This is a genomic window from Lactobacillus sp. ESL0684 (genome assembly GCF_029392675.1).
GTDB lineage: Bacteria > Bacillota > Bacilli > Lactobacillales > Lactobacillaceae > Lactobacillus.
On record NZ_CP113941.1, the window covers coordinates 964399 to 979025 of the forward strand.

Genomic DNA, 14627 nt, shown 5'->3' on the forward strand with positions numbered 1-14627 from the left:
TTCCTCATTTCTTCTAAATAACTTAATCTTACTACCTTATTATAGTTTAATTATAAAAATTATTCAGCTAAAAATTCTTTAAATGCCGTCAAGATATTATTAATTCTTGGTACATCCTTCTTACCTTTACGATATATCATTGAAACATCAAAATGCTTAATGCCTTTCAAAGGAACGGGCGTCAAATTAATTTCATCTTTATGGGCTTGATAATATGATTCACTTACAAATGTATCGTAATCAGTTTGTTCGGCTGTTGCGACTACTTGCTTAGTTGCTGAGAACACCAATGGTGCAAGCAAACTCTGATTAGAATTATTTTTATCACAAAACTTATCTAACATTACCCGTGTTAAATAGAAATCTTCAGGATACGTTACCCATTTTCTATTTTTAAATCGAGAAATTGGGTATGACTCACCTGCCTCAAGACTATCACGATGAGTTAAAATCGTTAAATCATCTTCATAAAGCTGCAGGTGCTCATACTGATGTTGCAATTCACCATGACTTTTTTTAGTACTATCAGGGAAGTACATAATTGCTAAATCAATCTGATTATTATCAAGGTTATACCACAAATCTTTACGACTATAATAAATCACACTAACCGTAATTTCAGGATTGGTTTGATTAAAGTTAACCAAAAATTGCTGCAAAAGATCAGAATTAATACCATCTAAAACACCAATGGTAATATTTCCTTTATCAGCTTGCGTAAATTCTTGAATATCACTTACGACTGAATTAATTGTTCCCAATAACTTAATTGCACCTGTCTGTAATTCTTTACCTGCTTCAGTCAGATAAAGCTTTTTTCCCATCTGACCAAACAAAGGTGTTCCAATTGAGCGTTCCAGCTTTTTAATTTGCTGTGTCAAAGCTGGCTGCGTGATGCCCAGAATTTGTGCAGCTTGCGTATAATTCATGGTATCAATTAGCTGTAAAAAATAATGTAGCGACTTCGTTGAAAGTATTGTATTTGGTTTAGGCATAAGTCTTTCCTTCTATTTTAACAATAATATTACTTTATTTATATGTTTATTATTAAACAAAAAATAGCCTATGTCAAAATATAACTCAAATAATCAGTAAACTCCTTTTACAATAGGATTACATAACACTAACATGAAACTGTACTTTTCACTATTCATTAGTAGGATTGCCTAGAAGCAAACACTTAGGAACCCCATCACTCATAGTATCAATAACAAACGATCCGTTAGAATATCGATCACTTATTGGATAAGTATTTGTATTTAATTTTATTTGTCGCTTACTACTTGTTGTTATTATTAAGGTATGATCTTGCCCATAGGAAGTGAGCGCAGCAATTCTGTGTGGTTTATTTTTAAGCTCACGCAACACCAAAACTCCCCGCTTTGCTCGCGAAACTTTATTAATCAGCTTAACTTTAAATTGTTTAAAGGAGCCACGCTGTGTAATTATACCAACTCTTAATAAATCTAGTTCTTCTGGTTTAGCTAACACATATGAAATAACATAATCATCATCTTTAAGATTTACTGATTTAACGCCTACTGCTTTAGCACCAGAAGTAGGAATTTCGCATATGTCATAGCGAACAGCGTATGCATCATGTGTGAAAAGAACGATTTCATCATTCGTATCTGGCCTGATTAAATCAACACGAAGAACCGTACTATCAGTATGCTTCATCTTCATTGCCATCATTGCTCGTGAGCGATACGTTCTAGTTGGTTGTAAATTAGCTAATTGTAGTTGCTTGATATATCCGTCACTTGTAGCCAGTAAAAAGTTGCAGTTTTGATCAAGTTGTTTAAATGAAAAGACCCTAATAATCTGTTCATCACTACTTAAACCAATTTCTTGCGATAAATGCTGACCTGTTTCCTTCCATTTTGTTTCAATTAATTCGTGTACTGGTCTGAAGATAACATTTCCACGATTGGTAAATAGGTATAAGTTCATTAAGGTTGACAAAGTTTTTTCGTAGATAATCTCATCGCCATCTGGTAGCCCATTATCACTATCATCGCTTGATTGCCAAGAGCGCAGCGATGAACGCTTCAAATAACCATCTCGACTAATTAAAACACGAACTTGCTCGTCTGAAACTAACGCTTTTTCATCTATTTGGATTTTAGCATTTTCCGATGAGATTTCTGTTTTACGCGGATTACCAAAAGCACGTTTAACTTCAGTTAATTCTTTAATTAACTGCTTTTCTAAAATTTGTGGATCGGCTAGTAGCTGTTGAAACTGGGCTACCTTTTTATCCAAATCAGCCTGTTCGGCAATTAAGGCATCTACATCAGTATTAGTTAATCGATATAATTGCAATGAAACAATTGCTTCTGCTTGTTTTGCTGTAAAACCAAATTTAACAGTTAAATTTTTCTTAGCATCAGTTTTATTTTTAGAAGCACGAATTAGGCTGATCACTTGATCCAAAATATCCATAGCATGAATTAGGCCTTGAATAATTTCTAACCGACTCTGAGCCTTATTTAAGTCAAATTTAGTGCGTTTAACCACAACATCTTTTTCATGTTCCAAATATGAACTAAGAATATGTTTTAGCCCTACTTGAACTGGAGTCATATGATCAATTGCAACCATATTGAAATTATAAGCAACTTGCAGTTCTGTATTCTTAAATAAGTAATTTAGAATGTTTTGGGCATCAGCATCCTTTTTTAGTTCAACTACAATTGATAGTCCATGTCTATCAGTTTCATCACGTACTTCAGCAATGCCGTCTATTTCTTTATTAAGACGAATCTCATCCATCTTTTTGACCATCAGAGCCTTATTGACATTAAATGGAATTTCAGTAATTACGATTTCTTGGCGATGACCGCGAATCTCTTGAATACTTGTCTTGGCCCTAACCTGAATTCTTCCACGTCCGGTTTCATATGCTTCTCGTAAGCCTTTTTGTCCCATGACAATAGCCCCAGTCGGAAAATCTGGTCCTTTAACATACTGCATAAGATCACTTAAACTGGCATCCGGATGCTTTAATAAGTAGATTGTTGCATCAATTACTTCAGATAAATTGTGAGGGGGAATTTCAGTTGCATAGCCAGCAGAAATCCCAGTTGAACCATTAACTAACAAATTAGGAAATCTTGCTGGCAATACAGTAGGCTCATACTCGGTATCATCAAAGTTAAGTACCATTTTGACGGTATCTTTATCAATATCTTGCAACAACATATTAGAAATTTTGCTTAGTCGTGACTCCGTATACCGCATTGCAGCAGGTCCATCGCCATCCATTGAGCCGTTATTACCATGCATTTCAACTAATGTCTCACGCATTTTCCAATCTTGTGACAAGTGAACTAATGCACCGTAGATTGAACTATCTCCATGAGGATGATAGTTACCCATAATATTACCGACAGCTTTAGCCGCCTTTTTAAATGCCTTATCGTAAGTATTATTATCCTGATACATTGCGTAAAGAATTCTTCTTTGCACTGGTTTTAAGCCATCACGAATATCCGGCAGCGCTCTTTCTTGAATGATATATTTAGAGTATCGTCCAAAGCGTTCCCCCATTACTTGCTCAAGGGGCATTTCACGAATACGTTCTTGTGTCGCCATTAATTAAAAACCTCTTTATTCATTTTCTTCCAAAATTGAAGCATTTTCGCCCATCGTGAACTTAACATTTTCTTCAATCCATTTTCTTCTTGCTGTGGCTTTGTCGCCCATTAAAGTAGTAACGCGTCTCTCGGCCAGTGCAGCATCATCAATTTTCACCCGAATTAACATTCTTGATTCAGGATTCATAGTTGTCTGCCATAACTGTTCAGCATTCATTTCACCTAGACCTTTGAAACGTTGCAAGGCATATCCGCGTCCCATTTCACGCTCATCCTTAGCTAGATCTTCATCAGTCCAAGAATACTTAACTTGAGCTTTTTTTCCGTGCCCTTTTTGTAAACGATAAAGTGGTGGTAAGGCAATATAAACTTTGCCCTCTTCAATCATTGGTCGCATATAACGATAAAAGAAAGTTAATAACAGAATTTGAATATGCGCTCCATCATCATCGGCATCAGTCATGATAATGACCTTGTCATAATTGGAATCTTCAGCTTTAAATTCAGTGCCAACACCTGCACCAATTGTATAAATCATGGTGTTGATTTCTTCGTTTTTAAAAATATCTTGTAATTTCGCCTTTTGAGTATTTAAGACTTTGCCACGTAACGGTAAAATTGCTTGAAATTTTCGGTCTCGTCCCTGTTTTGCAGATCCACCAGCTGAATCTCCTTCAACTAAGAATAGTTCATTCTTCTTAGGATTGCGCGATTGTGCAGGTGTTAACTTCCCAGATAAAACCTCTTTTTTACGACGCTTTTTGCCATTACGACTTTCATTGCGGGCTTTCTTAGCGGCTTCACGAGCATCGCGAGCGCGTTGAGCTTTTTTAACTAATTCCTGTGCAAGTTCACCATTTTCCATTAAGTAATAGGACATTTTTTCGTAAACTACTGCATCAACAATTGACCTTGCTTGTGGAGTTCCAAGTTTACCTTTAGTTTGACCTTCAAACTCTAGCAGTTCTTCAGGAATCTTTACCGATAAGACTGCACTTAAACCTTCGCGATAATCAGAACCATCGATATTTTTATCCTTTTTACTAAGCAAACCTTGTTTTTTAGCATAATCATTAAAAGCCTTAGTAAAACCACTGCGGGCGCCAATCTCATGAGTACCACCATCAGATGTACGCACATTGTTAACAAAAGAAACGAGGCTTTCTGAATAACTATCGCTATATTGACCACTGAATTCAATTTCTATTTCATCTTGTTTACCCGTAAAATAGAAAATATCACTCAAAGTGTCTTTGCCTTCATTTAAGTAGGCAACAAATGATTTGATTCCATCATCATACTTAAATTCATCATGATGATTAGGCTCACGTTCATCAGTTAAAACAAAGTGAACCCCCTTTAATAAAAAAGCTGATTCGCGAATACGCTCTTTAATCGTCTCATAATTAAATTTGATTGTTGAAAAGATAGTTTCATCAGGCTTAAAAGTAATTGTGGTTCCTGATTTATCTTTAGTTTTACCTAAACTCTTTAGGGTACCGATTGGCTGCCCGCCATTTGCAAATTCTTCCTCATAAGCTTTACCAGAGCGAACTACTCGTACTTTTAAATAGCTGGATAAGGCATTAACTACAGACGAGCCAACTCCATGTAAACCACCTGAGGTTTTATAATTTTGCTCAGTAAATTTACCTCCAGCATGCAGGACTGTTAAAATGACTTCAATTGTTGGTTTACCAGATTTATGCATTCCAGTTGGCATTCCGCGACCAAAGTCACGAACAGTCACACTATTATCCTGATGGATTGTTACATCAATTTCTTGCCCAAATCCAGCCATGGCCTCATCAACTGAATTATCGACAATTTCATAAACCAATTGATTTAAGCCATGAATATCTGTTGATCCGATATACATTCCAGGTCTTTTACGTACAGCTTCTAAGCCATGTAAAATTTGAATTGACGAATCGTCATAAAAATTTGTTTTTTTATTTGCTTTAACCAAATAAACTCCTCCAGTGGTAAATCATTTATTTTAATTACCCCAACTTAATCTTTTTTTGCTAAAATAGCTTTAGACACTTAGAGAGTAGGATATAAATGATAAATTTGAAATTAATACTGGTATTTATTCTAGCATACTTAATTGGGTCCTTCCCGACAGGAGTCATAATTGGGAAAATATTTTTTCACGAAGATATTCGTCAATACGGTTCTGGCAACATTGGTACCACAAACTCTTTTCGCGTTTTTGGACCACTAGCTGGTAGCGTTGTCCTAATTATTGATGTTTTAAAAGGCACACTTGCTACTAGTTTACCAAGAATATTGCACCTAAAAGCTCCTAAATATCTACTTCTAGTTTGTGGGGGCTTAGCTATTCTAGGACATACCTGCTCAGTCTTTCTTAAGTTTAAAGGAGGTAAAGCAGTGGCAACTAGTGCTGGAGTTTTCTTAGGGTACAATTTACAATTTTTCGGTGTATGTGCACTAATCTTTTTACCGTTAGTATTTATTACTTCTTACGTTAGTTTATCTAGCTTAATTGCGGTAATTTTGATCTTCATCGTAACATTTTTCTTCCATGACATTTTTCTTGAAATAGTCGTAGGAATTATTATGATTGTTTTGTTTACTCGGCATAAAGACAACATTAGTCGTTTACGAAATCATGAAGAAAATATTATTCCATTTGGCCTCTATTATTGGTATCGGAGACGCCACAATAAATAGTGCTAACAAAACATTTGTTCCCAGCTAACAAATATTATACTCTATTCGAACGATAGTTCGCAAGACTTTTTGAAAAAACAAAAGAGACACTCAAAGTGTCTCTTTTTATTTAATCTTAATCATGAAATGCCATGCTGAAACCCGCGGTAAAGTTACCGTTAGGTTCAAGGTGATTCATTCCATATTTAGTTGTTAATTCACCATCAGTATCAGCTCTATCCGCAATTCCCCACCAAGGCTCAATGCAGACAAAATCAGCTGTTTGAGGATATTGAGACCAAACTCCTACAAATGGAGCATCCCTTAACCAAACATTAACATGAAAATTACTAGTTTCTGTTCTTAATGTAAACTTGTTGTCGTGGCCTTTTAATTCAAAAATAAGAGCATCATTTTTAAATAGATGATCGCTTAAAGTAATCAAACTATCCGTTGGCGCCAGTGACCGCCTAGGCCAATCTAAATATGCTCCAGCAAGCGGTATCTGCACTCTAGAAACAGATGGTTGGCTGCTAAAATAATAATCCTGTTTGTTTAATGAATCATCGGTTGGTAAATTAAATCCAGGGTGTCCCCCAATCCCAAAAATCATTTCTTCATCAGTAGAATTATTAGTTACACTAAAATTCTCTTCTAGCAGATTATTGAGTAAATTATAATTAACTCGCAATTCAAACTTAAATGGATAAACTTTAAGAGTTGCAGCATTCTCTTTTAATAAAAAAGTGATGCTTTCAGCAGTTTGTTGCTCAACTACAAATTGAGAATCACGAGCAAAGCCATGCTGGTTGAGATGATAAGTCTTACCCTGATAAGTATACTGATTATCTTTTAGCTTACCAACAATTGGAAAAAGAATTGGAGCATGTCGACCCCAAACTTCAGGGTTAGCCTGCCAAATATATTCGTAACCGCTATGCTTACTTTTTACACTTTGTATTTCAGCCCCATGATCAGAAATAGTAACTTGTAAAATACTATTTTGAATAGTGTAATCCATGTTTAATTCATCGCCTTTACACTAAAGAATAAACTTGGCCAAGTCTTTGTTCATGATAATGTCATTGAGTTTGTCATCAACATAAGACTCGGTAATAGTAATTTCACCCATCGTCATATCAGGACCTTCATATAAGACATCTTCAAGTAACTTTTCTAAAATAGTTGCTAAACGTCTAGCACCAATATTATCAGTTCCTTGATTGACATCATATGCAATTTGAGCAATCTTATCAATTGCTTCTTGGGTAAAAATCAATTTGATTCCGTCTGCCTTTAATAGAGCAATGTATTGTTGTAAAAGTGAATTTGCTGGATCTTTAAGAATTCTTACAAAGTCATCTTTAGTCAACGCATTAAGTTCAACTCTAATTGGGAAACGACCTTGTAATTCTGGAATTAAATCACTTGGCTTAGTCTCGGCAAAAGCTCCAGCAGCAATGAAGAGAATATGATCAGTACTAACTGGACCATACTTGGTTTGTACAGTAGAGCCTTCAACAATTGGCAAAATGTCACGTTGAACACCCTCTCGTGAGACCTCACCAGAGTTCTTCTTATTACCTGAGGTAACTTTATCAATTTCATCAATAAAAATTATCCCATTGTTAGTTGTACGCTCAATCGCTTTTTGGTAAAGAGTATCATAATCAATTAGCTTACGGGACTCTTCTTGAATTAAGACTTCACGAGCATCGCGTACGCTAAGAGTTCGCTTTACTTTCTTCTTTGGTGTCAAGCTGCTTAGCATTGATCCCATGTCAATTCCCATTTGGCCCATCATATCACCCATTGGATTAACTTTAGGTGTTTGTTCGACCTCAATAGTGACTTCGCGCTCTTCTAATAAGCCTTTATCCAACTGTTCAGCTACCGTTAAACGCTCATTACGAATCTCATCAGTTACTTCTTCCTGATTATCTGTTTGCTGATGTTCATCTTCTTGATTGCCACCCATTAGTGCAGACATCATATTTTGCATTTCTTGCATTTGATTTTGATGTTTTTCGTGTTTAATTCCAGGAACTAATAACCGAACTAAAATTTTGTTAGCTTCTTTGGTTGCTTGAGTGCGTACATGGTCGAATTGATCCTTTTCCTCCATTCTTACTGCTTCATTAACCAAGTCACGTACCATTGATTCAACATCACGGCCGACATAGCCAACCTCAGTGAACTTGGTTGCTTCTACTTTTACAAATGGTGCATCCACAATCGCTGCTAAACGGCGGGCAATTTCTGTTTTACCAACACCAGTTGGCCCTGCCATTAGCATATTTTTAGGAGTTATATCCTCTTGCATCTTAGGCGATAGTTGCATTCGCCGATATCGATTATACAAAGCTACTGCCACTGCCTTTTTAGCTTCATCTTGTCCGATAATATATTCGTTTAACAAACTAACAATTTGTTTAGGCGTTTTGTTATCCATAGACTTTTTCTCCTAATACTTATAGTTCATCCGTCTTAATTTGATCATCTGTAAAGATATCAATTCCAGAAGCAATTTCAACTGCTTCATGAGCAATTTCACTCGCACTCATTTCACCTGCATGTCTAGTTAAAGCAATCGCAGCTGCTTGAGCAAAATTACCTCCGGAACCAATTGCCACTACATTTTCATCAGGTTCAAGCACTTCGCCATTTCCTGAGATCAATAATAAATCTTGCTCATTAAAAGCAATCAGCATAGCATCTAATTTTTGTAAAGTCGCATCTTTACGCCAAGCCTGTGCCATTTCAACGGCAGCTCTACGCAGATCTCCACTAAATGCTTCTAACTTATCTTCTAACATGTCTTGCAAGCTAACTGCATCAGCAACTCCGCCAGCAAACCCGATTACTACTCGGTCATGATAAATCCTTCTAATTTTTTTAGCAGTCGCCTTAGCAATTACTTTTTCGCCTAAGGTAACCTGTCCATCACCTGCTATTGCAGTATGGCCATTAAATTTTACTGAACAAATAGTTGTCATTACTTTGCCTCATCTTTCTTATTATTACGAGTAAAAAATCGCTCATAATTAGTTTGTAAATTTTGAGTAGTTACATGGGTATAGATCTGGGTAGTTGAAAGATTACTATGCCCTAGCAATTCCTGTACACTACGCAAATCAGCCCCATTATTTAGCATTGCGGTTGCAAACGAGTGCCGCAATTCATGGGGATGAACTTTTCCACTAACCCCTGCTTTATTAAACACTTTTTGCATAATATATTCAATTCCACGTGTCGTTAATTGCTTACCTCGATTATTTAAAAAAACGTAGTCACAGTCTTGAAACTGATGTAATAACTTAGAACGCGCATAGTGTAAATAATTGGTCAATGCTTGCTTAGTTGCTTCATCAAAAGCGGTATAACGATCTTTATTTCCTTTACCATGAACCAAAACTAAATTTAATTCCAAATCAATTTGAGCTAATTTTAATTCACTAACCTCACTTACCCGCATGCCAGTTGTATAAAACAATTCAAACATCGCTAGGTTACGCATAGTAAGAGGATCACTACCACTTAGTGTAGCGAATACTTGTTTAAGTTCAGGAGCATAGAAAAATTGTGGTAATTTTTTCTGCTTAGTATGAATGGTTAGTCCTTGAGTAGGATTAACCTTAATCAGTTTGCGCCTAGTTAAAAATCGATAAAACGACTTTAGACTTGATAACTTGCGTGCCTGAGTAGTTTGCGTTACCTGTTGCTCTGCGAGATTTTGTAAAAAAAGCTCAACATCCCGTTCAGTAATGGACTCCCAGGTTGTAAAACCGCCATTAGTCTGCAAAAATGACTTTGCCTCAAGCAAATCAGCTTGGTAAGACTCAATAGTCCTGGGGCTGTAATGCCGCTCATTTTGCAAGTAACTAACAAAACTGGATAATCCTTTATCTAGAGCATTATTCATTTTGGGTTAAGACTGCTTCATTGAACTGCGCTAAACTTGCTAGTGCTCGTTCACTAATCTTTTCATGGCGCTCACGTTTATTACGGATTTTTTTACCCTCAAGTCCTGGAATTAGGGCAAAACTTGCATTCATTGGCTGAAAATGCTTGCTACTAGTTGTTGTAACATAATTAGCCATTGAACCCAGAGCTGTATCTTTAGGAAAAGCAACTGTTAGTTCATTTTGTATGAGTCTAGCGGCATTAATACCAGCGACTAAACCACTTCCTGCACTTTCAACATAACCCTCTACTCCCGTCATTTGACCAGCAAAAAATAATCCTGGTCGTTTCTTTGCTTCATAACTTGCAGTTAGCACATCAGGAGAAGCCATATAAGTATTACGATGCATTTTACCATAGCGAACAAATCGAGCATGCTCTAATCCAGGAATCATCGAAAATACTCGTTTTTGTTCTGGATATCTAAGATGGGTCTGAAAACCAACAATATTGTACATTGATGCAGCTGCGTCATCTTGTCGTAGTTGCACCACCGCATATGGAATTTCACCTGTGTGAGGATTTTCCAAACCAACTGGTTTTAAAGGACCAAACAACATGGTCTTAGACCCACGTGCCGCCATAACTTCGATTGGCATACAACCTTCAAAAACATCTGCTTTTTCAAAGCCATGCATTTGTGCTGTTTCAGCATTTATTAATTCTCGTGTAAAAGCTTCATACTCAGCTTTAGTCATCGGACAATTAAGGTATGCAGCCTCTCCTCGATCATATCGCGACTTTTTGTAGACAATCTCAGTATTAATCGAGTCAGCTGCTACAATTGGGGCAGCCGCATCAAAGAAATGTAAACTGGTAGTCCCGGAAAATTGCTGAATTTGCTCTGCTAAACTATCACTAGTAAGTGGGCCAGTTGCGATAATAGTAATACCTGTTGGCGGTATTTGCGTGATTTCTTCATCATGAAAAGTTACGCTTGGTAATGAATGCAACTTTTCAGTTACATATGCACTAAACTTATCACGATCCACTGCCAAAGCACCTCCAGCTGGTACTTGAGTTGCATCAGCTGCTGTCAAAATTAGTGAATCAAGCTGGCGCATTTCTTCTTTTAGCAAGCCAACTGCATTGGAAAGTTGGTTTGAACGCATAGAGTTAGTGCAAACCAACTCTGCCAGATTTCCCGTTTTATGAGCAGGGGTCATCTTATTTGGTCGCATTTCATATAGGTCAACTTTAATTCCACGTTTGCCTAGCTGCCAAGTGGCCTCACTTCCGGCTAGTCCACCGCCAATTACTGTTACACTTTTAGGCATAAAAATTATTCCTTTACTATAAAATTATTTTTAAAGATAAGAATATCACCAAACCGTGAAGATTTGATGATATTAACATAAATTTAATTTTATTTTGCCATGGCTTCGTCCTTAGGTTCTTCTTTATAATCACCATTAGGACATTGAACGATTAAGCCTTTTTTGGTCTTTTTCTCAATTAAAAAGTGACCATCATTAGGGCACACTCTATTAATCGGCTTATCCCAAGAGACAAAGTCACATTCTGGATAACGGGAACAACCATAAAATTTCCGATTCCGTTTAGACTTCTTTTCAACGACATCCCCCTTGCCACATTTAGGACAAGTAACGCCAACCTTTTTAACAATTGCCTTAGTATTTCTACAATCGGGAAAACGTGAACAGGCATAGAATTTGCCATAACGGCCCATTTTAATCACCATTGGCGCGCCACAGATATCACAATTGAATCCTGCGGGCTCGTCTTTAATTTGGACTTTTTTAATATCAGCATCTGCCCGATCTAGTTCTTTTTTAAATGGATGATAATAATCATCAATTACTTTAACCCAATTTTTCTTACCTGCTTCCACACTATCAAGATCATTTTCTAGTTGGGCAGTAAAGTCAACACTAACAATATCTGGGAAGAACTTTTCGATTAAATCATCAACTATTTCTCCTAATTCCGTAGGAACAATTGCCTTGCCTTCGAGCTTAACATAGTATCGACGCTGGATAGTATCAATAGTTGGTGCATAAGTTGATGGTCGGCCAACCCCATTTTCTTCCAACGAGCGAACTAAGCTAGCCTCAGTATAACGGGCTGGTGGTAAAGTGAAATGTTGCTTATTATCTGACTTGTCTAACTTAACTAAATCACCTTCAGTTAAATCAGGCAGCTCAACATTTTTTTCTTGCTGATTATCATAGACCTTAGTAAATCCAGGAAACTTCATCTGTGAACCAGTTGTTCTAAAGATAACTCCATTTTGTTGAATATCTGCTCTAACAGTATCATAAACAGCTGGAGTCATTTCACTAGCTAAAAAACGTGACCAAATCAACTTATAAAGCCGGTATTGTTCAGTAGTCAATACAGATTTAAGAGACTCAGGAGTTCGATAAACACTAGTAGGTCTGATAGCTTCATGGGCATCTTGAGCGTCTTGCTTATTTTTAAAGTGTCTCTGACCCTTAGCAGCGTATTCCTGACCATATTTCTCATTTAAAAACTTGGATGCTTCCGCCTGTGCAACAGGTGAAGTCCGTTTAGAGTCAGTTCTCATATAGGTAATAAGTCCGACAGTTCCTTGTTTACCTAAACTAATTCCTTCATATAGCTGTTGAGCAATGCTCATTGTCCTACGAGTCCGATAGTTCAACCGTTTATTTGCTTCTTGTTGCAAAGTCGAGGTAGTAAAAGGTGCTGCTGGTTGCCGGCGGCGCTCACTTTTAACTACTTGGCTAACCTCAAAATATTGATCTTTAGTTATTTTGGCTAATACAGCTTGGACAGCATCATTGTTAGGTAGTTCTTGCTTCTTGCCATCAACTCCCCAAAACTGTGACTTGAATTGTTTACGACCTTTTTTAAATTCCGCTTCTATCGTCCAATATTCTTGAGGTTTAAAGTCTTTAATTTCTTTTTCGCGATCAATAACCAGCTTTAAAGCAACCGATTGTACCCGACCAGCACTTAGGCCTTTTTTAACTTTATCCCACAAAATAGGTGATAAAGAATAACCAACAATTCTATCTAAAATTCGGCGTGCTTGTTGAGCATCAACCGTATCCATATCGATTGCTCGGGGATGCTTAAAGCTATTCTTAACTGCATCTTTAGTAACTTCATTGAAAGTCACTCTATTTTTAGCAGTATCATCAAGATTCAAAGCATGAGCAACATGCCAAGCAATGGCTTCACCTTCACGATCGGGGTCAGAAGCCAAATAAACTTCTTTAGCTTTTTTTGCTTCAGCTTTTAATTCTTTGATCGTATCACCTTTACCTCGGATTGAAATATATTTCGGTTGATAATTGTTATCAAAATCTATTCCCATTTGCGATTTAGGTAAATCACGAATGTGACCCTTTGAAGCAATTACTCGATAATTACGACCTAAATATTTTTCAATTGTCTTGGCTTTAGCAGGTGACTCAACAATCACCAAAATTTTTTTATTCTTTTTTGGCTTTGATTTTGTAGGCATCAAAAGCCTCCTCATTAAATACTATTTTAAAAACACTAGATTGAGAATAGAATATTTTACAGCCACTTGTCAAATCTTTCTACAATTGTATTCCAAAATCAGTGATTGGCGTGGCGCCCACCTCGATCAACTTGTTAGGTCCAACTGACAATTCACTAGTGATAGGACCAGGAACAGCATAAACATCGCGATTTTCCTGTAAAGCTAGATTGGCAGTAATTAATGAACCTGACTTAGCTTTAGCTTCAGTAACAATTACGCCCTTAGCCAATCCCGCCAGAATCCGATTACGTTCTGGAAAACGAAATGGACGGGGTGGTGTATCAGGCAGATATTCACTTAAGATTAATCCTTCATGAGCAATTCGTTTTTGAACTCTTTGATTTTCCTGAGGATAGAAGTGATTAAGCCCATTACCAACAACCGCAATTGTCTGACCATGACTTTTAAGTGTTGCCTGATGTGCCATTACATCAACCCCTTTTGCTAGACCACTAGCAATTACAATATTTTGCTTAACTAATTGTGGAATTAAACTATCTAAAACCGATTGGCTATAGTTAGTTGCTAACCTAGCTCCGACAACAGTAAAAGTTTCAGCTTTTAACAAAGCCACATTTCCTTGTGCAAATAAGATTAAAGGCGGCTGATAAATCTGACGTAATTTTTCGGGATAGCTATCATCAAAAAAACTGATTACCTGACATTGCTGCTTAATTCGCTTAATTGTGTCATCTGCCTTTAAATCTCGATATGCGCTAATTGCTGCCGCTTTTAAACTGCTAGGCAAATCCATCTTCTCAATCATTGGAACATTGACTTCATCTTCGCCTAATTGACTGGCGATTTGTAACATCTTAACATAGCCAATGCCCTTTTGTAATTTTAAACGCAAAAGGAAATTTGTTGTTTTCATA

The 14627-nt window shown here is 36.8% G+C and carries 11 protein-coding genes; 1 reads left to right on the forward strand and 10 read right to left on the reverse strand.

Annotated features, from left to right (window positions below):
* Window positions 1-59 precede the first annotated feature (59 nt).
* From OZX56_RS04490 to parE, 3 genes are all read right to left on the reverse strand, one after another.
* Window positions 60-995, reverse strand: a complete 936-nt coding sequence (locus OZX56_RS04490) for a LysR family transcriptional regulator (RefSeq protein WP_277139060.1) — start codon at window positions 993-995, stop codon at window positions 60-62.
* Window positions 996-1146: 151 nt separating this feature from the next.
* Window positions 1147-3597 (reverse strand): DNA topoisomerase IV subunit A, encoded by a 2451-nt coding sequence (gene parC, locus OZX56_RS04495; protein WP_277139061.1) that lies wholly within the window; start codon window positions 3595-3597, stop codon window positions 1147-1149.
* A gap of 15 nt (window positions 3598-3612) precedes the next feature.
* Window positions 3613-5568 (reverse strand): DNA topoisomerase IV subunit B, encoded by a 1956-nt coding sequence (gene parE / locus OZX56_RS04500; protein ID WP_277126428.1) that lies wholly within the window; start codon window positions 5566-5568, stop codon window positions 3613-3615.
* Between the two features lie 95 nt (window positions 5569-5663).
* Between parE and plsY the strand changes: the two genes are divergently transcribed.
* Window positions 5664-6296, forward strand: a complete 633-nt coding sequence (gene plsY, locus OZX56_RS04505; RefSeq protein WP_277126427.1) for a glycerol-3-phosphate 1-O-acyltransferase PlsY — start codon at window positions 5664-5666, stop codon at window positions 6294-6296.
* Between the two features lie 115 nt (window positions 6297-6411).
* Here the strand turns inward: plsY and OZX56_RS04510 are convergent, their stop codons facing one another.
* From OZX56_RS04510 to dprA, 7 genes are all read right to left on the reverse strand, one after another.
* Window positions 6412-7296, reverse strand: coding sequence for an aldose 1-epimerase family protein (locus OZX56_RS04510; RefSeq protein ID WP_277126425.1), 885 nt, complete (start codon window positions 7294-7296; stop codon window positions 6412-6414).
* Window positions 7297-7317: 21 nt separating this feature from the next.
* On the reverse strand, window positions 7318-8727 hold the full coding sequence (gene hslU, locus OZX56_RS04515; RefSeq protein WP_277126424.1) for an ATP-dependent protease ATPase subunit HslU: 1410 nt from the start codon (window positions 8725-8727) through the stop codon (window positions 7318-7320).
* A gap of 19 nt (window positions 8728-8746) precedes the next feature.
* A complete protein-coding gene (hslV, locus tag OZX56_RS04520; protein WP_277126423.1) occupies window positions 8747-9271 on the reverse strand; it encodes an HslU--HslV peptidase proteolytic subunit in 525 nt (174 codons plus the stop codon).
* Window positions 9271-10197 carry a site-specific tyrosine recombinase/integron integrase gene (gene xerA / locus OZX56_RS04525; RefSeq protein ID WP_277139062.1) on the reverse strand — a complete coding sequence of 309 codons (927 nt, stop codon included), beginning with the start codon at window positions 10195-10197 and terminating at the stop codon, window positions 9271-9273. The genes hslV and xerA overlap by 1 nt, the downstream gene beginning before the upstream one ends.
* On the reverse strand, window positions 10190-11515 hold the full coding sequence (gene trmFO / locus OZX56_RS04530; protein WP_277139063.1) for a methylenetetrahydrofolate--tRNA-(uracil(54)-C(5))-methyltransferase (FADH(2)-oxidizing) TrmFO: 1326 nt from the start codon (window positions 11513-11515) through the stop codon (window positions 10190-10192). The genes xerA and trmFO overlap by 8 nt, the downstream gene beginning before the upstream one ends.
* An 89-nt stretch (window positions 11516-11604) precedes the next feature.
* Window positions 11605-13710, reverse strand: coding sequence for a type I DNA topoisomerase (gene topA, locus OZX56_RS04535; protein ID WP_277139064.1), 2106 nt, complete (start codon window positions 13708-13710; stop codon window positions 11605-11607).
* 79 nt (window positions 13711-13789) lie between these two features.
* On the reverse strand, window positions 13790-14626 hold the full coding sequence (gene dprA / locus OZX56_RS04540; protein ID WP_277126419.1) for a DNA-processing protein DprA: 837 nt from the start codon (window positions 14624-14626) through the stop codon (window positions 13790-13792).
* Window position 14627: the final 1 nt, after the last annotated feature.